The organism is Chryseobacterium nepalense (assembly GCF_023195755.1).
Classification (GTDB): Bacteria; Bacteroidota; Bacteroidia; order Flavobacteriales; family Weeksellaceae; genus Chryseobacterium; species Chryseobacterium nepalense.
In genome coordinates, this window is the sequence record NZ_CP096203.1 from 894,277 (window position 1) to 918,550 (window position 24,274).

18 protein-coding genes are annotated in these 24,274 nt (G+C 37.5%); 7 read left to right on the plus strand and 11 right to left on the minus strand.

Annotated elements, in window-relative coordinates; translation table 11 throughout:
* Positions 1-9 precede the first annotated feature (9 nt).
* The 3 genes from M0D58_RS03845 (at position 10) to M0D58_RS03855 (ending at position 1,722) form a co-directional block, all read left to right on the plus strand.
* Positions 10-588 (plus strand): hypothetical protein, encoded by a 579-nt coding sequence (locus M0D58_RS03845; protein ID WP_248393684.1) that lies wholly within the window; start codon positions 10-12, stop codon positions 586-588.
* 10 nt (positions 589-598) lie between these two features.
* Positions 599-1,141 (plus strand): hypothetical protein, encoded by a 543-nt coding sequence (locus tag M0D58_RS03850; RefSeq protein ID WP_248393685.1) that lies wholly within the window; start codon positions 599-601, stop codon positions 1,139-1,141.
* Between the two features lie 134 nt (positions 1,142-1,275).
* Positions 1,276-1,722: a KTSC domain-containing protein gene (locus M0D58_RS03855; RefSeq protein WP_248393686.1), complete on the plus strand. Its 447-nt coding sequence runs from the start codon at positions 1,276-1,278 to the stop codon at positions 1,720-1,722.
* Positions 1,723-1,989: 267 nt separating this feature from the next.
* On the opposite strand, the gene M0D58_RS03860 is transcribed toward M0D58_RS03855, so the two are convergent.
* The 4 genes from M0D58_RS03860 to M0D58_RS03875 form a co-directional block, all read right to left on the minus strand.
* Positions 1,990-5,175 (minus strand): efflux RND transporter permease subunit, encoded by a 3,186-nt coding sequence (locus tag M0D58_RS03860; RefSeq protein WP_248393687.1) that lies wholly within the window; start codon positions 5,173-5,175, stop codon positions 1,990-1,992.
* Positions 5,176-5,182: 7 nt separating this feature from the next.
* Positions 5,183-6,244, minus strand: a complete 1,062-nt coding sequence (locus M0D58_RS03865; protein ID WP_248393688.1) for an efflux RND transporter periplasmic adaptor subunit — start codon at positions 6,242-6,244, stop codon at positions 5,183-5,185.
* A 9-nt stretch (positions 6,245-6,253) separates the two neighbouring features.
* Positions 6,254-7,621, minus strand: coding sequence for a TolC family protein (locus tag M0D58_RS03870; RefSeq protein ID WP_248393689.1), 1,368 nt, complete (start codon positions 7,619-7,621; stop codon positions 6,254-6,256).
* A gap of 94 nt (positions 7,622-7,715) precedes the next feature.
* Positions 7,716-8,309, minus strand: a complete 594-nt coding sequence (locus tag M0D58_RS03875) for a TetR/AcrR family transcriptional regulator (protein WP_248393690.1) — start codon at positions 8,307-8,309, stop codon at positions 7,716-7,718.
* Positions 8,310-8,491: 182 nt separating this feature from the next.
* Between M0D58_RS03875 and M0D58_RS03880 the strand changes: the two genes are divergently transcribed.
* Positions 8,492-12,415, plus strand: coding sequence for a DUF7948 domain-containing protein (locus tag M0D58_RS03880; RefSeq protein WP_248393691.1), 3,924 nt, complete (start codon positions 8,492-8,494; stop codon positions 12,413-12,415).
* 34 nt (positions 12,416-12,449) lie between these two features.
* Here M0D58_RS03880 and M0D58_RS03885 read toward each other — a convergent pair whose 3' ends face one another.
* From M0D58_RS03885 to recQ, 7 genes are all read right to left on the minus strand, one after another.
* The gene (locus tag M0D58_RS03885) at positions 12,450-13,274 is read right to left on the minus strand and encodes a CvfB family protein (protein ID WP_248393692.1); all 825 of its coding nucleotides are present in this window, start codon (positions 13,272-13,274) and stop codon (positions 12,450-12,452) included.
* A 123-nt stretch (positions 13,275-13,397) separates the two neighbouring features.
* Positions 13,398-14,240, minus strand: coding sequence for a proline and serine-rich protein 1 family protein (locus M0D58_RS03890; protein ID WP_248393693.1), 843 nt, complete (start codon positions 14,238-14,240; stop codon positions 13,398-13,400).
* A gap of 102 nt (positions 14,241-14,342) precedes the next feature.
* The gene (gene lpdA / locus M0D58_RS03895; RefSeq protein WP_248393694.1) at positions 14,343-15,746 is read right to left on the minus strand and encodes a dihydrolipoyl dehydrogenase; all 1,404 of its coding nucleotides are present in this window, start codon (positions 15,744-15,746) and stop codon (positions 14,343-14,345) included.
* 120 nt (positions 15,747-15,866) lie between these two features.
* Positions 15,867-16,220, minus strand: a complete 354-nt coding sequence (locus tag M0D58_RS03900) for a DUF2489 domain-containing protein (protein WP_248393695.1) — start codon at positions 16,218-16,220, stop codon at positions 15,867-15,869.
* Between the two features lie 25 nt (positions 16,221-16,245).
* Entirely contained in the window at positions 16,246-16,596 is a 351-nt protein-coding gene (locus M0D58_RS03905; protein ID WP_248393696.1) for a hypothetical protein, read from the minus strand.
* Positions 16,597-16,673: 77 nt separating this feature from the next.
* A complete protein-coding gene (locus M0D58_RS03910) occupies positions 16,674-17,753 on the minus strand; it encodes a glycosyltransferase (protein ID WP_248393697.1) in 1,080 nt (359 codons plus the stop codon).
* A 253-nt stretch (positions 17,754-18,006) separates the two neighbouring features.
* The gene (gene recQ / locus M0D58_RS03915; protein ID WP_248393698.1) at positions 18,007-20,211 is read right to left on the minus strand and encodes a DNA helicase RecQ; all 2,205 of its coding nucleotides are present in this window, start codon (positions 20,209-20,211) and stop codon (positions 18,007-18,009) included.
* A 154-nt stretch (positions 20,212-20,365) separates the two neighbouring features.
* On the opposite strand from recQ, the gene M0D58_RS03920 reads away from it, so the two are divergent.
* The 3 genes from M0D58_RS03920 (at position 20,366) to M0D58_RS03930 (ending at position 24,250) form a co-directional block, all read left to right on the plus strand.
* Positions 20,366-21,325, plus strand: coding sequence for a KpsF/GutQ family sugar-phosphate isomerase (locus tag M0D58_RS03920; RefSeq protein WP_248393699.1), 960 nt, complete (start codon positions 20,366-20,368; stop codon positions 21,323-21,325).
* Between the two features lie 70 nt (positions 21,326-21,395).
* Entirely contained in the window at positions 21,396-22,220 is an 825-nt protein-coding gene (tatC, locus tag M0D58_RS03925) for a twin-arginine translocase subunit TatC (RefSeq protein WP_248393700.1), read from the plus strand.
* Between the two features lie 398 nt (positions 22,221-22,618).
* Positions 22,619-24,250 (plus strand): M1 family metallopeptidase, encoded by a 1,632-nt coding sequence (locus M0D58_RS03930; protein WP_248393701.1) that lies wholly within the window; start codon positions 22,619-22,621, stop codon positions 24,248-24,250.
* Positions 24,251-24,274: the final 24 nt, after the last annotated feature.

Here is a 24,274-nt window from a genome sequence, read left to right on the forward strand (position 1 = left end):
TAAAACATCATGAAATTATTATACACAGTCAGCCTCACCTTACTTTTATCAGCATTTGTTTTTGCCCAGAAAACAGAAAAGCCAGGACCAAAAGATAAGACTGCTATCGAACATTTTAAAAACGATTATAAAAAGAAAAATTACAAAAAGTTTTCGGGAAACCTTGTGATGAAAGATAATCAGGTACAGTTTGATAATAAGGTTATTTTTTACGATAAATCTGATAAAATTACGAAAGCCATTCTTCAGGAAGGACTGGTTTACCCTCAACTTTTAACCGATTTCCAGGTTGATAAGTTTGAAAATGAAGACAGCGACAGAACCCAGAAGAGATTCGCCAGGCTACAGAAAAACTGGAAAGATGCTTTTGATGTAAACAATATAAGGTTCTATAATGCTTCCGAGCTTGTTTTCTTAAGTAATGATGAAAAGGTAAAACGTTTCAAAATACTGTGTAAAGATCCCAAGTTTCCCAATACAATGGTATATTATGTTGAACTCACCAATAAAAATGCAGTGAAGGATATGCCGTTACAGGATTTCATTAAGGATTCTAAAGTGACACATATTTTCCAGAAAACGGAGTAATTGAGGAATAATGTATTCTACAGAACTGACCAATTACTTTAATGCTATCTGCGAATTCAGACAGCTGCATCCTGTGCAGAAAAATATGCTTTTAAGAACCAATGATCCTGAAATGATTTCAATCGGAGATGCTCTGAATAGATTAAAAATACATTTACAACAGCAATATCAGGAAATCAATAATATTCCGCTTACCATAAAAGTTTCCCGGGGCATTGTGAATCTTCCCAATGTTCTTTATGCATGTATTCTTCCTCCCGGACAGCTGGTTCGTAATGGAATTTATACTGCCCTCTGCTTTGATGTGCTAGGAAGAGGTGCCCTGATCGGCTGTGTGGAATCTAAAGTAACCTCTAAAGGCTTAACGACTGTACAGCGTAAAAATGGCCACGGATTATTGTCTATTGATGTAGACGGAGGGAGCCAAAGGACCAAATACAATAATGTTTTTGTTAATCCGAAAGAATTTTATTATCCATTAAATAATTCAGAAATATTGGACAAACATATTCACGAGTCAATCAAGGTGTCGTTGGCATTGCTGAATGTTTGAAGTAATCTGGTAAATAACTGCATTTTAAATTAATAAAAATTTAATATTATTTTATTAAAACAAATTAATAATGAATAAGTTATATTCCAATTAAATAGTTTAATTTTGCATCCCGAAAAAAGGATCCAACCATAATGAAAAAATTAGGCGAATACAGAAAGCTTCTTGAAGTTGATAAAAATGTGACACTGAGAGAACTGAAAACCATTTACAGGAATACGATGAAGGATACACATCCTGACAAATTCATCAATGATGAAGCCGGTAAACTGGAGGCGGAAGAAAAAAGTAAATCGGTGATTGAAGCCTATCATTTCCTGGTGAGCATTAATCCGGAAACTCAGGAAAAATACAAGGAAGAATATACGGAGACTACCACGACTTCCAATATTCAGGATTTCTATCTGGAAAAATCCATACTAACCATTCAGCATCTTAACGGTAATATTTATGAATACCTGGGTGTTCCTAGAAATACCTACATTAAAATGGTGAACGCAGATTCGCCAAGCCGTTTCGCAAGAAGACATATCTATGGCAGCTTCGTGTACCGAAAGGCAGGTGAAGTAATGGCAGATTAAATCTTACGATTTAATATAAATATAAAGCTTTCGGGATTCCCGGAAGCTTTTTTGTTGGATTAATCTTAACGCAAAGAATTGCAAAGTTTTTTAAAATTATCAAAAATATTTTTGTCCGCAAAGGCTGAACTATGTTCGTAAACTTTCAGTTTATACTCAGCAATTGAGCATTGATGTTATCATTTAAAATTGCTTCTTGCTCATCGCAATGAAAAAAAGCGCACCATTTCTGATGCACTTTTAAGGTTAATTAAGGTTGTTGTTATATTAGTCTAAATGTTTCGGGGTATAACCGTCTTCACTCAGTTCTCTGTGATCATAATCGGCTTTCATTTCAGCTTCATAATCCACTTTTTCATGTTTGCCCATTCTTCTCAGGATGGAATCAAATAAAGAGTAAACCACCGGTACAATAATCAAGGTAAGGAATAGAGATGATGTTAAACCACCGATAACTACCCAGGCAAGACCTTTGTTCATCTCTGCTCCGGCTCCTGTAGCCAATGCGATCGGTAACATCCCGAAGATCATCGCAATTGTTGTCATCAAAATCGGACGAAGACGGGCGTGATTAGCCTGTACCAAAGCATCATGGGTGTTGGCTCCTGCAGCTTTTCTCGCATTGGTAAAGTCGACGATCAGGATCGCATTCTTTGCAACCAAACCAATCAACATGATCATCCCCAACATGGTAAAGATGTTTAATGAATTGGCAGTAAGTGCAAGAATCACCATTACTCCGATCATTGCCAAAGGAATGGAGAATAATACCACAAACGGATACACGAAACTGTCATATAAAGAAACCATCACCAGGTACACCAATACGATAGCTGCCAGTAAAGCAATTCCTAAAGTACCGAAACCTTCCTGCTGGTTTTCCATGTCTCCGCTCCAGATATAATCTACACCTACAGGTTTGTTTTTGCCATCCATGAATTGTTTAGCCCATTCATTGGCCACATCTCCTACCGGTCTACCTACAGCTTTGGCTCTTACTTTTACAGAAGGTGCCTTATCTCTACGTTCCAGCAAGCTTGGTCCTGAACCCATTTTAACTTCAGCAAACTGACTTAAACGAATCTGCTGTCCCTGCGGATTGGTAAACATTAAGTTTTTAACATCATCAATAGATTGTCTGTTGGCATCTCCGAAACGAATGTTAATATCATATTCATATTCTCCGGCTCTGAATTTCCCATCTGTATTTCCGTTGAATGCAGTCTGCATCGTTTGTCCTACACTGGAAAGATTTAATCCTAAAGAAGCCATTTTATCTCTGTCTATATTTACCTGTACTTCAGGGTTTCCTGTATCGGTAGATAATTCAGCATCTACAGCCCCGGGAACTTTTTTCAGTAATTCCAGGATTCTTGTTGCTTCCTTTACAGCGGTTGCGTTATCCGGTGCGGTTACCACCATTTCGATCGGCGCATTTTCAGCACCCATGATTCCGATTGGAGCGGTTTTAAATTCAACTCCGGTAAATCTCTCTTCTAACGCTCTTTTTATTTTTGCCGCTTTGATATTTGTGCTTTCAGAACGTTCAGACTTGTCGGTCAAGTTTACCTGAACCTCAGACTGGTAAGTTGTAGCCTGAGCCCCACCGAAACCGGTTGACTGCTGCCCTACCGTGGTGATAAGGTCTACAACGTCTTTGTCATTTCTTAAAAACTTTTCAACATCCAATGTCAGCTGATTTGTTTTTTCAACAGTTGCATCTTTTGATAATTCCATCTGAACAAGGAACTGTCCTCTGTCGATCGGCGGGAAGAATTCACCTCCGATAAATCCGAATGCCACCAACATGAAAGAAGCAATTAAAACAACGAATGTTATTACAACTGTAGAAATTCTTCTCAGGGTTGTTTTCAGACACCATTCCAGAATTCCTGTGATCCAGTGGGTAAATCGGTCGATCATTCCTTCAAACCAAAGGATGAATTTTTCAAACCAGTTTTTTCCGGTTAAATGTTCCAGCTTACCGAATCTTGAAGAAAGCCAAGGAATAATGGTAAACGAAGCCAGCAATGACAACAATGTCGCAATTACTACCGTAACACAGAACTGTGCCAGAATATTGGCCACCAAACCGGAGCTCATCGCAATCGGAAGGAATACTACCACGATTACCAAGGTAATTGCCGCAACCGTAAATCCAATCTCCGAAGCTCCGTCGTATGCTGCACGGATTTTACTTTTCCCCATCTCCATGTGACGGTAAATATTTTCCAGTACAACAATCGCGTCATCCACAAGAATACCTACTACGAGCGAGAGCCCTAATAAACTCATTAAGTTCAGTGTATAACCCATAAGATTCATTCCAATGAACGTTGCTATAAGGGAAGCCGGGATTGATACCATTACGATAAATGCATTTCTGATACTGTGAAGGAATAATAACATCACAATAGCCACAAGGATAATCGCAAGGAACAAGTCGAAGATAACGTGGTTGGCAGATTCCAGGGTAAAATCTGTTGTATCATTTACAACTTTTACTTTAATTCCCTGAGCTTTGTATGCTTCCTGTACGGTTTCAATAGTTTTCTGAACACTTTCCGAAACGGAAACCGCATTTGCATCCGACTGTTTTTTCACCTGCATCAAAATAGTAGGAAACTGATTGAACCTTGCTACTTTTTCAACATCTTTCTGGGAGTCAAAAACCGTTGCAATATCAGATAAACGAACCTGTGCTCCATTTTTATTGGAAACCACAAGATTGTTCATTTCTTCTACCGATTTATATTTTCCTGATAACCTGATGGTAGATTTTGAGGTTCTTGTTTTCAGACTCCCTGTAGGAAAATCAAGGTTTGAAGATAAAATTGCCTGCTGAACATCGCCAATTGACAGCCCATACCCCTGCAGCTTCTTCTCATCAAGATTCACCTGAATTTCTCTTTCCTGTCCCCCTACAAGATCTACCTGTGCCACGCCGTTTACACGGGAGAAAATCGGTTCTATTTTTTTATCTAAAAGGTCGTACAGATCTTTGCTGTTTAATTTATCTGATGAAATACTCATCGTGATGATCGGTAAATCATCGAGTGAGAATTTATTCAGGGACGGGGCATCCACATCATCCGGAAGGTCTGCCAAGATCGCATTTACTTTTCTCTGAGCATCATTTAAAGCATAATCCACATCTGCTCCGTCATTCAGCTGTACCATGATTACGGATAAGCTTTCATAGGAAGAAGACTCTACTTTTTTCACGTTTTCCAAAGAACCAACGGCGTCTTCGATCTTTCGGGTAACCGATGTTTCCACCTCTGCGGGTGAAGCCCCCGGATATACCGTAGAAATTGTTACCATATTGGTTTCAAACTTCGGAATCAATTCGTATCCCATGAGTGTATAACTCAGGATACCACCCAACGTAAGGATCGTAAATAATACGATCACCAACGATGGTCTTTTAATCGATATTTCTGCTAACTTCATAGATCTTCTACTTTACGATATTTACTTTAGACCCGTTATCCAGATTGATCTGTCCGCTGGTTACCACCTGTTCGCCTCCATTCAGTCCACTTAGCACCTGAACTTTATCTCCGTACACTTTCCCAACGGTTACTTTAATCAATTTTGCAACACCATTTTGAACAACAAATAACTGTCCTGAACTTACACCATTTACAAAAGCTTCTGCAGGAACCGTAAGCATGTTCTGAGTTTCCGCGCCATGGTTGGTTTTAAATGTTGCTGTAGCATACATCCCGGCTTTCAGGTTTCCTTTGTTCTGAACTTCAATTTCAACAGGGAAATTTAAAGAAGCATCACTTTTGGGAGCAATGAATGTAATTCTTCCCACAAAAGAATCTTCAGGAAGAACATTTACTTTAATAGGAACCTCCTGCCCGATCTGAATTTTCCCGATCTGGCTTTCGTCAACTAAAACTGAAAGCTTTAATGAATTGATATTCACAATTTCAAATAAAGCAGTTCCCGGTGCGACTACCATTCCCGGTTCCACCATTTTCTTGTTGATGGTACCGCTGATTCCTGCGCGAACGCTGGTATCGTTTATTTTTACCCCCTGCGCACGAACTGCCGCCTGCGCATTTTTAAGCTGTAATCTTGAATTGTCAAGCTGCTGCTTTGTCACCCCTCCTGTTTTGAAAGCATTTTCGTAACGCTGATTATCAATAATAGCATTCTGCAAGTTGTTCTGAGCCTGGGTAACGTCTACTTCGATGGCATCTTTTTTAATAGTCGCCAAAACCTGGCCGGCACCTACTCTTGACCCTTCTTTAACCAGAACACTTACAATTCTTCCGGAGATTTCAGAAGACTGGTTGGATTCCTGCTTTGGAATGAATGTTCCGTTGGCAGAATAATCCGTATCTATATTTTCTCTGGAAACCGTAACCACATTCACATTGATTTTGTCTACCTGCTTGGCTACTTCTTTTACTTCCTGAGTCTGCTTTTCTTTATTTCCTGCAATTTTGTACGCCGCTAGACCGACCAGTACAGCTGCCACGATAATATATATTAGAGTTTTTTTCATTGTAGTTTATTATGGGTTTTGTAATGTGTTTAATTGTCCTTTTGCTTTGATTAATTTAATTTCAGCCTGTTTATAATCCAATAAAGCATTTGCATAATTCTGCTTAGCCTGAGTAAGGGCATTTTCAGCATCCAGCACTTCGGTAAGTGTGGCAAGACCATATTGATAATTGGATTGTGTATCTTTCTGAACTCTTTCGGCAAGACCAACGTTATCCTTCATGCTTTCGATATTAATGATCGCATTTTCCATATTACTGATGGCATTTTTATAATCAAGGTCGAGACTTTCTCTGGTATTGTTAATATCCTGATCAAGATCCTGAATATCAATTTCAGCCTGCTGAATCTGCGCTCTTGTCGATCCGCCTGAGAAAATCGGGATTTTAATCGCTAAACCTATAGACGCATAATCACTCCAGTTTGTTCCCTGGGCGCTTCCCGTAAAATACGGAAACTTATTACCCAGTCCCTGCCATCCGTAGTTTGCCTGCAGGCCAACCGTTGGATACAGTAAAGCTTCAGTAGCTTTTTTGTTGTATTGTAAAAGTTCTTTCTGTTTGTTCAATACTTTAATCTCTGAACGGGTTTCCAAATTGGCAGCGGTATCTAATAATGCAGTATTCGGCTCGATGGTTTTTTCTTCCAGTTCAATAGGTGTACTGATCGGGATTCCCATATAGAATTTCAGTGCATTTTTTGAAACTTCAACAGCATTTACAAGCTGTTGTCTGTTTGAACCGATATTCGTAAGCTGAACGTTGGTACGGTCAAGATCAATGGATTTTGCCAGTCCGTTATCTACCAGACTTTTAATAACATTTCTCACTCTTTCCGTATTGGCATAGCTGGCTTCTACGGTTTTAAGGTTTTCTTCCTGAACAAATACCTGGTAATAGGCAGTCGCTACATTTTCGATAATCTGTTCATTGGTAAGTTCAGAATTAAGCAGATAAAATTCTCTGGTAGATTTAGCCGCTTTTAACCCTGTAAAAACCCTTTGATCAAATATATTCTGATACAGCGACACTGAATTTACCGACTGCCATTTTGTTCCGAAAGTAACGGGAACAAGCTGTCCGGGCATCCCGATAATTTCTCCGGGAAGCACAGATTTCTGAAGAATCGGATTAAAAGTATTACTGATGTTGGCACTGATCTGCGGAAGGGCTCCGGCTCTGGCCTCATCAATTTTGTATTCAGCTTTTTTCACCTGTAAAGCAGCTTTTTTAGCTTCCGTCTTATTTTGGAGCGCCTGTTTAATGGCCTCCTGAAGGGAAACCTGCTGCTGTGCAGATAGTGATGAAAAGCCGAAAATCATAAATGCAGCCGCTATTCCTATTTTAAGCTTTAGTGCAGTTATTCGTTTTCTTTTCATAATTTTATACTTCGTTTATTTTTTTAATGTAATTGCTGTTGCTGTAGTTTTTATTTCTAAAAGACGATTCATTTTTTAAAATACTTTAACATTTTTAATTTTTAAATAATATATTTAAAATGATGTCTTTCCGTTCTGAAATAATTTTATCGAATGTCACTTCATCTATCATTAGATTTTCCATTAATAAAGGTCTTACGGCACTTGGAAAAACCAATAGGGAAATCATATTCAAGACAAACTGAATGGGTGCCATTTTTTCAATATTTCCCAGCTCCATTTCTGCTTCTACTTCCTGATACAGTTTTTTTAATTCATCTTCTTCAATATCTTTTTTATGGCAGTTTCCTTTGTTGATTTGTGAAACGATATAGGTTTCCAAATATGGATACTGAAGACTGGTAGACAAACTTCCTTCGATGAACTGGCCAATCTTTTCCTTAAACGGTAAATCAGAATTCATAATGATTTCAGATTTTTCGTGTTCTACTTTCTGCGCTTCATCAAAAATGATCTGGATCAGATTATCTCTTGATCGAAAATAATAATTGATCAGCGTTCTGTTGACCCCGGCCTCATCAGCAATCTCCTGTGTGGTGGCATCAAACTTCCCTTTCACAAAAAATAAATTCTTTGCAGTTTCTTTGATTAATTCCTGTGTTTGGTCTTTTTTTGTTTGATTTGACATTTTTGTTAAACAAATTTGTGCAAATATAAATCAATCAAATGTTTTGACAAAATTGTTAAACAAAATAATTAAAGAAAATAATTATGATATGCATCAGGTTTTAACATAATAGAATCGTATTAAACATTTTTAATCTTTAAGAGGTATTGATTTTATTATATTTGCCGGAAAATTAGTAACCAATGCAAAGAATACCGTTTCTTATTGCTTTTCTCTATTGTACGCTCTTTTTCTCTCAGAAGAAAAATTATCAAAACCAAGATTATTTCTTTTATGAAAACAAGGGTCAGATTGTTGACCAGGATGGAAATGCAAATCCCAATGTAAAATACCTTTTTCATTCTGCGGGACTGAATGTACAGCTGCGATCCAACGGATTTTCGTACGATGTATATGAAACGATAAAGACTACAAATCCAAATTCTTCAAAATTTGACAAAGACCAGTCACTTGGTGCAAAAAAATATTTTAGTGATGAGTTCTTATATGAAAATCAATTTCATCGGGTAGATATTGAATTGGTAAATTCAAATAAGAATGTAAAAATTATTGCAGAAGGAAAGTCCTCTGATTATAACAATTATTACAATATTCCCAATCAACCAAAAGGCGTAACAAATGTTCATTGCTTTAAAAAAGTTTTATATAAAAATATTTATCCGAATATTGATTTAGTTTTTTTTAAGCCAAATGATACTTTAAAACCTGTTGAATATAATTTCATCATAAATCCGGGAGGAAAAATTTCCGATATTAAAATGAAATTTACAGGTGCTTCAACATCTATTAAAGATAGTAAACTATTAATGAAAGTCCGTTTTGGAGAAATGTACGAAAACATTCCAAGCAGCTGGATTTCGGGGAATGAAAAAGAAAATATTGATGTTTCCTTTAAGGATTTTGGAGATCAGACTTTCGGTTTTAACAGTCCTTTTGATATTTCAGATAAAACTATCGTCATTGATCCAGTTCCTACGAGAATCTGGGGAAGCTATGCAGGTGGCTTTGGTGAAGATTACGGAAGAATTAAAACAGATTCTCAAAATACAGGATATCTTTACGGAACAACAGCAAGCCCTACTAATATTTCAACTTCAGGAGCTTATCAACAAAATATTCTTGCTGCGTTTGATGCTTTCTTAATGAAAATTACAAAAACCGGACAAAGATTATGGAGTACTTATTATGGAACTATAAAAGATGATTCGTTTAACGATGTTGCATTCGATGAAAATTATAATATTTATGCGGCAGGTACAGTTTACAGGCTAGCAAGCAATCAAGATGTTGTAATAACTAAATTTAATGCTAATGGCGCGCTGATTTATCAAAAAAATTTTATTGGAAACTCTGTTGATGAAATGTATACTATTTCATACAATAATAATCAGGTTTTTCTTGGGGGGCAGACAATGAGTCCTGATTTTCCAACTTTAAACGCTCCACAGCCAACAAAACTTAGCCCAAATGGATATACTGACGGTTACATTATTACCCTGGATGCGTCAACCGGTAATACACTCCGATCTACATTCTTCGGTGCAACCGACCACTCTACTTCTATTTATAATATATTTTCTTCTACAGGAAGCGAGCTTGAAGTTATTGGGGCAACCCGTTCTCCTAATATTCCTATGATCAACGCTTTTCAAACTACATTCGGGGGTGTAACTGACGGATTATATCTAAAGTTTTCGAAAAGCGCAGGCACTTTGCTACGATCCAGCTATTTTGGAAATTCAATTCAGGAATATGTTTGGGAAGCAAGAATTGTAAACAATACTCTAATATTAGCAGGTGAGTTTCCTAATTTTAGCGGTCCGGTTTACGGGCCGGCCGGAATATGGAGAGTAGATCTGAATACAAATACTATTGTAAAAATTAATCTGCCTATTTTATATTCAGTTCAATTAACAGCCCACATTGATACTACGGGAAATGTATTTTTCTCGGGATTATCTGATCATATTCACCAGGCAGGAATCGCTACACCTAATGCGTATATGGAAGATACGGGACCTTCCCTAAAAACTTTTATGGTAAAATATGATTCCAATAATGTAAAGCAATGGGGAACTTTTTATGGAGGAAACGGAGGAACACAGCTAGGAACTGTTACAAAAGATAACGAGGGTTATATTTATTTTACAGGAATGTCAAGTAATAACACTACAGGAATTGCTACCCCCGGAACATTTCAGCAACAGGGAGGACATCCTTCAAATGATATATTTATTGCAAAGTTTCAGGATTGTACATCCTCTGGTATAGTGACTTCCAACTCTCCGGTCTGCATGAATTCTGCCGTCCAACTAAATGCAATGGGCGGGACAACTTATCAATGGTCAGGGCCAAACGGATTTACATCAACACTACAAAATCCTACAATACCAAGTGCGACAGCGATTAATTCAGGAACGTATACTTGTGAGATTACCGGTTCCGGAGCTTGTGATGGAATTTTCACCGTAAACGTAATTGTAGGCGACCCAACATCGCCGGTCCCAAATGCTTCAGCGCTTCCAACCATCACAGGAGACTGCCATACGGTAATTTCAGCAATTCCTACGGCAACAGACAATTGCGCCGGAATCATTACTGCCACAACAACAGATCCACTTTCCTACTCCCTTCCCGGAACATATGTAATTCACTGGAATTATGATGATGGAAACGGAAATATTTCATCACAAAATCAAGATGTAATCGTAACTGCACCAGCCTTGCCAACTACTGCAAATCCGCAGCAAACTTTCTGTGCAAGCAATCATCCTGCACTTTCAAATATCCAGATTACAGGACAGAATATCAAATGGTATGATGCAGCAGGAAATATCTTAACCACCACCACAGCACTTGTAAACGGACAAACATACTACGCTTCACAAACTGTCAACGGCTGCGAAAGTAATAAGACAGCTGTTCTGGTAACCATTAACGAAACTCCCAAGCCAACAGGAAACCCGGCTCAGGACTTCTGTGCTTCTTCAAATCCAAAATTATCTAATTTAATTGTTTCCGGTACTTCGTTAATATTTTACGATGCCGCAGGAAATGTATTACCTGTAACGACTCCTTTGGTTCACGGTGTGACGTATTTTGTAACACAGACTTTAAATAATTGTGAATCTGAGAAATTTGGAGTTTCGGTAACACTCTCAACCAATAATGTTCCTGCCAATGATTATTCTGCAACAGCGTGCAACAGTTCAACGGCAAATTCAATGATGGTAGACCTTACTTCGTATCAGTCTAATATTATAGCCAATCCCGGAATATATACTTTTACTTATACCGATAATATTGGAAATCCTATTATCAATCCAACCAATTATCTTCTGAATGTAGGTTCTACAGTAATTCATGTAAAAGTTACCACAGCAGACGGATGTTTTGCCGTAGTAAGACTAAGCCTTACCTTAAACCCAAAACCCGTACTGGAGCTTCCTGAAAAAATTGAGTTCTGTAAAGGCAAAACCGTAACACTGGATGCAGGAAACGGATTTGCCACCTATTTATGGAATACCGGAGACACTACCCAAACCATTACGGTTTCTGCTGCCGGAAATTATTCGGTTACGGTAAGCAATAACTTCGGATGCCAGAGTTCCGACCAGATTCAGGTGAATTATATTACATTGCCGGAAATTACGGCTGTAACGGTTAATAATGGATCCGCAACAGTTACGCTTTCTGCTGCCGGTAATTTTGAATATTCCCTGGATAATTTTACGTGGCAGACTTCAAATATTTTCACCAATTTAAATATCGGCGAATATATTGTTTATGTGCGAACCAAAGAAGGCTGTTTTATTGGACAAAAACCTTTTTCGATTTTCAATATTCCGAATGCTTTTACTCCGAATGGTGATGGATACAATGATAAATGGAAGGTCGCAGGACTGGAAAATTATCCGGGAACTGAGGTAAGCGTGTATGACAGAAGAGGATTACCGGTTTTCAGGGAAGTGATCCTTAAAAAACCTCTGGAATGGGATGGCAAGCTCAACGGAAGCCCGATTTCTACAGGAAATTACTGGTACACAATTAAAGTTTCCGACGGCAGAGTCTATACCGGCTGGCTGATGGTGAAGAATAGAGAGTAACAAAAAAGAGCAGAAAATTCTGCTCTTTTTTGTTTTATAATAATTTGATTTTATCGTCAAGGATATCAATAACTTTATCTTTATAAAGTCCGCCAATGGCTTTTTTAAAATTCTTCTTACTCATCTGGAGCTCATCTTTGATCTCTTCAGGAGACGACTGATCGGAAACGTATAGGAGACCGTAATTTTCTTCCAGTTTATCCAGAATTTTCTTTTTAAACTCATCAATATTTTCAAAACCTTCCGGCTGGAGTGAAACATCGATCTTACCGTCTTCACGTATGGCTTTGATATAACCGGTTTCTTCGGATAAAGGATACAGTTTTTTGAAAACATCAGAACCGTAAATAAGACCTATGTATTTTTTATTGATAACCACATTCCAGCCCAACTCGCTTTCATTCATCATGATAAGATCTACTTTATCTCCTTTTTTGAATGGCAGCTCCTGATATTGCGGATTTCTTTTAAATTTTGTGGTTCCGGTGATGAGTTCCAGGTCTTCATCAACATATATGTGTACAAGATATCTTTTACCTTCTACAATTTTTGTTTTCTGCTGTTTGTATGGAATAAAAAGATCTTTGATAATCCCCCAATCCATAAAAGCACCACTCGGAAGGCTCTGAACACAGCTCATTACGGCAAACTCTCCCACTTCCGCCAATGGAATTTCCGTAGTTGCCTTCAGTTTGTTGTCATCCTGATATACAAAGACTTCAATTTCATCATCTATTTCTTTATCTTCCTGAATGAAAATCTTCGGCAAAAAAGCCTTTTCGCCAGATTCATCCGTTAAGATCCATCCTGAATTATTTTTATCTGAAATTTTTAAAGCCTGAGTTTTTCCGAGTTGCATTGATCATAAAATTAGTGGGTAAAGGTACGGAAATATAAGCCGAACTTGCAAAAATGAAAAATGGACAAAAAAAAGAGGAAAAACTTCCCTCTTTTAGTTGAACTGATATTTGAATCAAATGTTTTATAATTTAGAAATATAATCCATCAGTTCCTTTCTGCTGCTTTCAAAATCCAATGCTTCTCCAACAATAAAATACTTTTGCTTATTCACACATTTCGGAAATAATGATTTGGCCAAAGCCAGTTTATTTTTATCAAAACTAAGATCTTTTACCAACATACTGATTTGCTCCGAGGTAAACATCGCATGTCTGCCCTGCTGATTGATAAATGCCAGTTTTTTATCATCAAACCAGGCTCTATCCTTCATTGTATCCATAAACTGCTGAAATGTCTGATTGTCCATCACATTAGGATAGTTTATATTTCCGCTGTTTCCGTACGGATTGTTCCAGATATCATTCCAGCTGTTGAAGCCGTAAGACTGAACAGGATAAGAATCCAGCAAAAATAAACCTTCATTGGTAAAAAAATCAAGAACCAGTCTGCTGTTGTTTCTTACATTCAGCGTAGTTCTGTACAATAAATAGCCGCTTTCATAGATTGAAATGGGAATTCTTCCTGCCGGCAGATCAAAAAACCGGAATTTCCCTGAATTATTGGAGATAAACTGATCGCCTATTTCCACACTGAAAAATCCCTGTTCGGGAATTCTGAGAAAAACTTCGGAGTACCCATATTCCTGATTCCAGCGGTATTGCGGACTATTTGTTCTGAAACCACTATTTCCCTGGTTTCTGAAACCTGGATTATTTTTGCCGTTTACACCGGATTTTTTATTATTTACAGATCCAATTTCAGTTTTGGAAGCTTCATTCTTCAGGAGCTCACCTGCTTTTCCTGCTTCCTGCGCCAATGAAGTGACTGCGAAGAGAAGCAAAACACTTATACATATACTTTTCATAACACTTGTATTTAAAAATACCTTTTCATAAAAAAAGAAGAGGCTTATGCCTCTCCTAATTTACAAATATTTTTAAATGATTGAATTTTTTTTAATTCAACATTACATGTGAATCGGTCTTTTTGCCGTAGCATCCAATGCCGCTTCTTTAATGGCCTCTGCATAGGTAGGGTGTGCGTGAGAACTTCTGGCGATATCTTCAGCGCTTGCCCGGAATTCCATTGCAATAACACCCTCTGCGATAAGATCGGCAGCTCTCGCTCCTACGATATGCATTCCTAAAACTTCATCCGTTTTTTCGTCTGCAATGATCTTAACCAGACCATCAACATCACCACTTGCGCGGCTTCTTCCTAAAGCTCTCATCGGGAAAGATCCAACTTTATAAGCAACACCTTCTTCTTTAAGCTGCTCTTCAGTTTTACCGACTCCTGCAACTTCCGGCCATGTATAAACCACTCCCGGAATTAAGTTATAATTAATGTGAGGCTTTTGTCCTGCTAATGTTTCAGCTACAAAAACTCCCTCCTCTTCAGCCTTGTGAGCAAGCATCGCTCCTTTTATAACGTCTCCGATCGCGTAAATGTTGGCAACATTTGTCTGTAGATGGTCGTTTACTTTCACTCTTCCTCTTTCGTCAAGCTCAACACCTGCTTTTTCCAGTCCGAGTCCGTCTGTATACGGTCTTCTTCCTACAGAAACCAGACAATAATCTCCTTCAACTGTTACTTCTTCTCCTTTTTTATCTTTGGCTGTGATTTTTACCGTATCTCCATTTCTTTCCACTGCAGAAACTGCTGTAGAAAGCATGAATTTCATTCCCTGCTTTTTAAGAACTTTCGTCAATTCCTTGCTTAAAGCGCCGTCCATTCCTGGAATGATTTTATCCATAAATTCAACAACAGTAACCTGGGCGCCCAATCTCAAATAAACCGAACCTAATTCAAGACCAATTACTCCACCTCCGATTACCACAAGATGTTTAGGAATTTCTTTAAGGTTTAACGCTTCCGTGGAAGTAATTACTCTTTCTTTATCAATCGTGATGAAAGGCAAAGAAGATGGCTTGGAACCTGTAGCAATAATGGTATATTTAGATTCGATCATTTCTGTAGAACCGTCATTCTTCGTTACTTTGATCTGGGTTGCAGATTCGAAGCTTCCGACTCCTTCAAAAACAGTGATTTTGTTTTTATTCATCAGATAGCTGATTCCGTCTGTATTTTGTTTGATGACCTCATTTTTACGCTCGATCATTCTTGCGATATCAGCCTGAGGTTCGTTGATAATGATTCCGTGGCCGGCAAAATTGTGTTTTGCATTCTCAAAATGCTCTGAGCTGTCTAAAAGCGCTTTCGACGGAATACAACCCACGTTAAGACAAGTTCCTCCCAAAGTAGGGTATTTTTCAATAATTGCTGTTGTGAAACCTAATTGTGCAGCACGGATTGCAGCAACATAACCACCAGGACCGGAACCGATTACGGTAACATCGAATTGACTCATGTTATTTTATGAATTTGTTTATTATTAACTTTCTTATGCTTACAAATTTAACGATTAATTATCAGGTGGGAAAGTGAGATTTGTCAAATTTTCTGGAAGAAAGCGAAGTTAAAAACCTTTTCAGCAAAAATCTTTAATATCTTTAAATTTCTCAATGATTTCTTTACATTTTTCATCAAGCAAATTTTTATATTTTGTATCTACTAATTCTAATTTTGAATCAAGTTTCTTAAGATATTCCATATTGTAAAGTTTTCTTTCTTCACCGACAGGATAAAATTGAATTTCGTTATAGAACTTCTCAAAAATATTTAAATCAATATCTAATGGTTGGATATCATTTATTCTTCCAATAAGATAATGCATTTTAAAATATCCGGAATGAATCTCAATTTGATTTGTTATGATAGCAATAGCGTTTGATCGCAATTTTTTAATAAATCTGTAACGTTTCAGCTCTTCAAACTTATTCATATAAATTCATAAGTATCTAAGGATATTATAAATCGACGCTCAATTTTCCCTGTCCAAATTCTCCTGTGGAATCAAAATAAGAACCTCCATACACATACCATTCAAGACTTTCCAGATATTCTACAGCATTTTCGGGGGTAATCTGTGGCCTGTTTTTTTTAGAAACAATTCCCCTGTACCATCTTCCTGATTTGGAGTAATGTTCAAATTCAACCAGGTAATGAATCCATATTCTCTGGCAAAGCTTACACTGCTGAATGCTTACTTCCGCATGTCTTCCGTTCGTATGGTCAATTCCTAATTCCGAACTTCTGTATTCCGTATAATTTGATGTGGGTTTTTCGCAGGCGCATCCTATTCTCTGGATTTTATTCATGAGGAATTATTATAGTTTGGATAAAATTAAAGGCATCAAAAGTATAAAATAAACTGCATAAGAACAATACAACAGAATCATTTCACCATGCTCAACAGTACCTTTTCATAGGCATCCAGAATAATATTTTTAGAAAACCTGGATTTGATAGAGCTTTTAATCAGATCTTCATCATGATTTTCATGAAGAATTTTTAAAATTTTCTGTGAAAAATCTTCATAATTTTCTATATCGGAAACTTCACCATTAGTTTCGTTTTGTATGATTTCGTTAATGCCACCCGGACAATTATTGGCCAGCGAATAGGTTCCGCAAGCCCCTGCTTCAAGCAAAACGTTAGGAAATCCTTCGTAGCGCGAAGAGAGAATAAAAAGGTCCGCATATTTCAGGAATTCATATGGATTTTCTTGTCTGCCGTGGAAGATGACGTGTTCAAGGCCAAGGAAATCCTTCATCTGATGCAACATTTCGCGGTCTTTTCCGTCTCCCAGAATGTGAAGCAGAATATTTTCATTTTTCAGCCTGGAAAAAACTTTCAGCAGATTATCAAAACCTTTTCTTGCCGATAAATTCCCGATAGCTACTACGTTTTTGTAGTTTAATTTAAAGCTCTCAGGCTTTTGTGCGGAAGCAAGCTTTGATTCAATAAAATCAAAATCTACAGGATTATTGATTTTAACAATCTTGCTCGATTTTATGCTGAAATTTCTAATAAGATCCCGCATCATATCATCACTCTGCGCAATAATCTTATCGTAATTATTATAGAAATTATAGAAGAATTTGATTTCCTTTCTGGTGACGTGCCGGGTGACCACATTCGTTTCCCTTGCGATAAATTTCGTTTTCGGAAAAAGCTTGATAAACAATGATAAATACGCATTTACCTCTCCAAATCCGGAAAAGACAATATCGGGTTTTCTGCGGTATATTTCCCGCAGAATAGGTTTTAATGAATGCCTGATTTTTTCAGTATTAATGTCAATGATTTCTACATCTCTATTGAGAAATTTCAGATATCCTCCCTGTTTGCGTAACAGCAAAATCTTAGGCTCGAAACGATCTCTGGAAAGATGATTCGCAATTGTGGTAACAATCCTTTCTGCGCCTCCGGTTTCAAGATCCGGCAGAATAAATATGACAGAAATCTTTTTCATCACTGTAAAATTAGTAAAAAGTTTTCTTAACCCTTGATCCTAATCTATAATTAATGATTTTAATGTAAAAAAAGATTTTAATTTTATATTAATACTTGTCTCTAAAAAAAAGAAACTCCTCATGTGAAGAGTTTCTTTTTTATTTTTTTCCTTGAAGATACCAGTCTATAAATACTCCAAAAAGAAGTAAAAGTAAATAACATCCCATCAAGAAAATTATAATATACAAAAGATATTTTAATACATCTTTCATTTAGTTGGCAACATCGCTGATGAATTTTATTCTCAACATTCTCACCTCTTCATCCGAAAGTTCATCCCCGAATTCATCCAGCAGCACTTTCATGCTGTCGCTTTCAGATTCGTTCATGAACTCCATGAAACCGTCTACAATATCTTCATCAAAATTATCTTCAATATAATAATCGATATTAAGTTTGGTTCCCTGATAAACGATGCGTTCCATTTCCTTCAGCAATTCGTCCATCGAAAGATTTTTGGCTCTTGCAATGTCTTCAAGATCAATCTTTTTATCAGTACTCTGAATGATAAAAACTTTATGGCTGGATTTATTAGCCACCTGTTTGAGCACCATATCCTGAGTACGTTCGATGTTATTATCCTCTACATATTTACTGATAAAATCCGCAAATTCTTTACCGTATTTTTTAGCTTTTCCTTCACCAACACCGTAGATTTTGGCAATCTCTTCAACCGTTATGGGATATTGCACCGTCATATCTTCCAGACTCGGGTCCATAAAAACTGTATACGGCGGAATTCCGTGCTTTTTGGCAACTTTTTTCCTTAGTTCTTTTAACTGATTGAATAAATTCTGGTCCAATCCTCCGGCAGACTGCATCTGAACCTGATCACTTTCGGCTTTTGTCTGCGTAAGGTCAAACTCCCTGTCTTCGGCGATAAGGAAAGAATGTTCCAGCTTTCCGTCTAAAACCAGTTTACCCTTTTCAGCAATCTTTAAAACACCATAAGTTTCAATATCTTTCTGTAAAAAATTCTGAACCGTTGCCTGTCTTAAAATTGTTTTCCAGTGATTATCTTTTTCCTCTTTTCCAAAACCGAAATAAGAGCTTTGTTCCAGCTTATAGGATTTTGTAACAGCCGTTTCCTTGCCGGCAATAATGGAAATCAGATCTTTTGCTTTAAACTTCTCACCCGTATCTTTTATCAGCTGCAGGACTCTTTTAAGATCATTTGTAGCATCTTTCAATTTTGGAGGGTTTGAGGAATTATCACACATTTTAGCGCCATCTCCATTTACCGGATCAAAATTTTCCCCGAAATAGTATAAAATATATTGTCTCCTGCTCATGGACGTTTCGGCATAGCCTACTACTTCATTAAGAAGCTGTAACCCGATTTCTCTTTCCGACACAGGTTTCTGAGCCAGGAATTTTTCAAGTTTTTCAATGTCTTTCGGATCGTAAAACGCAAGACAGTAGCCTTCTCCGCCGTCACGTCCTGCCCTTCCCGTTTCCTGATAATAGCTTTCCAGCGATTTCGGGAAATCATAATGAATGACAAAACGTACATCCGGTTTATCAATTCCCATCCCGAATGCAATGGTAGCGACAATCACATCAACCTCTTCCATCAGAAACTTGTCCTGATTGGCTACCCGCACTTTCTGGTCAAGACCTGCGTGATACGGTAAGGCGTTGATACCATTTACCTGAAGAAGCTGGGCAAACTCTTCCACTTTTCTTCTGCTAAGGCAATAAACGATTCCCGACTTTCCTTTATTCTGATTGATAAATTTTACAATTTCCTTATCTACATTTACTTTCGGACGTACTTCATAATAGAGGTTCGGTCTGTTGAAACTCTCTTTAAAGACCAGAGCATTCGTCATTCCCAGTGTTTTCTGGATGTCATCCTGAACTTTTGGGGTGGCAGTTGCCGTAAGGGCTATTACCGGGACATCGGCAATTTTATCGATAATGGATTTGAGATTTCTGTATTCGGGTCTGAAATCGTGACCCCATTCTGAAATACAGTGAGCCTCATCTATGGCGAAAAATGATATTTTCACTTCCTTCAGAAAATCCAGATAATCTTCTTTGATAAGAGATTCCGGCGCCACATAAAGAAGTTTTGTTTTTCCGTTTTTTATATCGTCAAAAACCTGTTTGGTCTGTGTTTTGTTTAAAGATGAATTCAAAACATGGGCTACTCCGCTATCAGATGAAAGTCCGTTCACAGCATCCACCTGATTTTTCATTAATGCTATCAAAGGTGACACCACAATGGCCGTACCTTCGGAAATAAGTGCCGGAAGCTGGTAGCATAAGGATTTTCCACCTCCGGTAGGCATTAAAACAAATATATCTTTTCCGTTCAGAAGGTTTTCAATAATTTGTTCCTGCTGCCCTTTAAAAGTAGAAAATCCGAAATATTTTTTCAATTCGCCTGATAAATTGGCTTTTTTTGCGCTCATCTAATTTTATTGCTAAATTTGCATCTAATCCAAAGTTATGAATTTTTCGCTTAAAATAAAAGCGAACGAATTTATAAAAAATTATATTTATAATAAAAATTCTTTTAGAAATAACGCTTTTTTAATTGATTTTTATATGCTTCATATACGTAAAATGGAAAGATCCGACATTATCTCAATAGCGAAAAGCACTTTAGAAATAGAAATTTCAGAACTTGAAAAGCTCCGCCACCGATTAAATGATGATTTTGCCCGTGCTGTGGAGATTGTCCATTCTGCCAAAGGTAAATTAATCGTGGTAGGAATCGGGAAATCTGCCCATGTAGGCAACAAAATCGTTGCAACCCTGAATTCCACGGGAACACCTTCCCAGTTTTTGCACGCTTCAGAAGCCATCCACGGAGATCTTGGAGTGATCCAGAAACAGGATGTGGTGTTGTGCATTTCCAACTCCGGAAATTCTCCTGAAATTGTAAACCTCGTTCCTTATCTTAAAGAATATTCTTCGGCACTGATCGGGATGACCGGAAATAAAACAAGCAAGCTTGCAGAGTTTTCAGAAATTATACTGGACACGCATGTCGATATGGAAGCCTGTCCCAATAAACTGGCCCCGACAAGTTCCACCACTTTACAGATGGCTTTGGGAGACGCTCTGGCCATTGCTTTAATGGAAATGAATGATTTTAAGGCTAATGATTTTGCTAAATTTCATCCCGGCGGAAGCCTTGGGAAAAACCTGATCTCGAAAGTGGATGATTTTTTGTCTTCGCAAAAACCGCAGGTAACGGAACATGATACCGTAAAAGACGTTATTATCTCCATCAGCGGTTCCCGTCACGGAATTACTGTTGTTACCAATAACGATGAGATTATCGGAGTAATTACCGACGGAGATTTGAGAAGAATGCTTTTGAAAGGCGATGATATTTCAAAAGTACTGGCCAAAGATATTATGTCTGCCAAGCCGAAAACCATTGAAAGAACAGCTTTGGCAAAAGAAGCCATGAAAATTTTAAAAGAAAACAATATCGGACAGCTTGTTGTGACGGAAAACGGAAAGTATTTCGGGATTATTGATCTTCATAAGCTGCTGGACGAAGGAATTAATTAAGCTGAAAGATTTAACGTTATATAATACCGAAACTTTTTTCATACATTTGAAACCTTAAAAATAGCATCCTGTGAGTGAAAAAGACATGTCTTTCCTTGGACATATTGGAGAATTAAGAGGTCACCTCATCCGTTCGATTCTTGCCATCATCATTGCGGCAGTCATTATCGGATTTAACATCAACTGGATCATGGATCATATTTTTTTCGGTCCCACCAGAAACGATTTTGCCACCTTTGAAATGGTCAATCACTTCTCAAGAATGATTTTGGGTGAAGACAGCATTCACCTTCCTAAAGATTTCCCGGTACGTGCCAGCAAATTATACCAGCAGTTTAATGTTATGATGGCGGTATCCATATTTGGCGGTATTGTTCTGGCTTTTCCATACATTGTTTGGGAACTGTGGAGGTTTATCAGCCCGGCCCTTCATCCTAATGAAAGAAAAAACTCTATTTTCATCATCAATTCCGTATGGATTTTGTTTATGACGGGAGTATTATGCGGATATTTCCTGATTCTTCCGTTTGCCGTTAATTTCGGAGTTATTTTTAAAATTTCAGATATCATTATTCCGCTTTACGATTTAAGTGACTATACAACTTTATTTTTACAGGTTGTTCTCGGAATGGGAGTTATTTTCCTTTTCCCGATTCTTATTTATTTCCTTACAACCATAGGAATATTAACCCCGGTTTTTATGAAAACATACCGTCGCCATGCCATTGTCCTGATCATGGTAGTAGCCGCGATTATCACTCCGGCAGATGTTTTAAGTATGATGATGGCAGCATTGCCATTGTTACTGCTTTACGAATTCAGTATTGTGATGTGTGCCTATACCTACAAAAAGGTACAGAAAGCGGCAGGTAATCTGCCGGCTGTTAAGAATTAATTTTAAAGACATTAAAACATATTCCCGCGGAGCTTTCTGCGGGATTTTTTTATTAGATTTTTTTAGGAGCTTTTTCGCGCTTTCCGCTGCAATCTTTTTTTCAAAAAGGATTTTCGCTGCAATCACGGCTAGGATTTTTGTCGGGAATAGAATTAGTTTTAAAAATATTGATCACAAGCCTTTTTTAGATTAATGTTTTTTGACACCCGTCAAAAATTTTTGAATTTTTGCCACCCCTCCAAAGGAGGGGAATCTCACGATAGGGTAATTGATTACAAAATGACACTTATAAAGAATGTAACAAAACTTAATTTTTTCCGTCATATTAACAGATTTGCTATTGAAACAGATGCCAGAATTAATTTATTCTTTATTTTAGTCTTATTAATTTAATTTAGATGAAAAAACTTTCATATACGCTTTTATTTGCTTCAGGATTGGTTTTCGGCCAGTTTTTCGAGACAGGTAAAACTTTTACGAAACAGGACACTTTGAAAGGTTCAGATACGGCATTCAGAAATTTCTGGGATGTAAAGAAGTACGACCTTTCCGTGGAACCGGATTTTGAAGCGAAAAGCATAAAGGGCTATAATAAAATCAGCTTTGAAATCACTAAAGATATTAAAAATCCTACGTTTCAGATAGATCTTCAGCAGCCGATGAAAGCTGATAAAGTGCAAGCAAGCTTTCCCATGGCAGAGTATAAACAGGAAGGCGATTTTATCTGGATTAAATCTGATAAAGCATTTAAAAAGGGAGAAAAATATACGGTTGATATTACCTATTCAGGAAATCCGAGAATCGCGAGAAATGCGCCGTGGGACGGAGGATGGATATTTACCAAAGACGAAAAAGGAAATCCGTGGATGAGTGTTGCCGATGAAGGCATCGGAGCTTCAATATGGCTTCCTACCAAAGATATCTGGAGTGATGAACCCGAAAACGGGATTGTTATGAAAATCATTACGCCGAAAGATCTGGTTGGTGTTGGAAACGGAAGGCTCATCAGTAAAAAACAGGAAGGTGATAAAACCGCTTATACATGGGAAGTTAAAAATCCGATCAATGCGTATTCCATTATTCCCAACATCGGAAAATATGTCAATTTTAAAGATACTTTCAATGGAGAAAAAGGCAAGCTGGATCTTGATTACTGGGTAATCGATTATAATCTTGATAAAGCTAAAAAACAGTTTCAGCAGGTAAAACCGATGCTTTCTGCGTTTGAATACTGGTTTGGTCCGTATCCTTTTTATGAGGATTCTTACAAACTTGTAGAGTCGCCTTATCTCGGTATGGAGCACCAGAGTAATGTAGCCTACGGAAACGGATATACAAACGGATATCTCGGAAATGATCTTTCAGGAACCGGTGTCGGGCTAAACTGGGATTACATCATTATCCACGAAAGCGGCCATGAGTGGTTTGCCAACAATATCACGGCAAAAGATCAGGCAGACATGTGGGTACACGAAGGGTTTACCATGTATTCCGAGGTTCTCTTCACAGAAAAGTTTATGGATAAAAAATCGGCGGACCTGTACATGCAGGGAATCCATAAAACCATCAGCAATGATACGCCAATCATTGGAAAATACGGCGTTAGGAATGAGGGAAGCGGCGACATGTATTCTAAAGGAGCAAGTATGCTTCACACCATTCGCCAGGTAATCAATAATGATGAAAAGTTCAGGGAGATTTTAAGAGGAATCAACAAAGATTTTTATCATCAGACGGTAACCACACAACAGATTGAAAATTATATTTCAAAAAAATCGGGAATTGATTTTTCAAGCGTATTCAACCAATATCTGAGGTCTGTAAAAGTTCCTGTTCTTGAATATGAACAAAAAGGAGAAGAGCTGAAGTTCAGGTATACTAATGTGGTTAAAAATTTCAGTTTGCCTATAAGAATCGACAGTGATATTACCATTAATCCTACGGAACAATGGCAAACCATAAAAATGAAGAAAGGAAATCCGGTACAATTCAATAAAAATTATTATATCAGGTATAAAAAAGTACAATAATAAAACACAGCAAAGGACAAATCT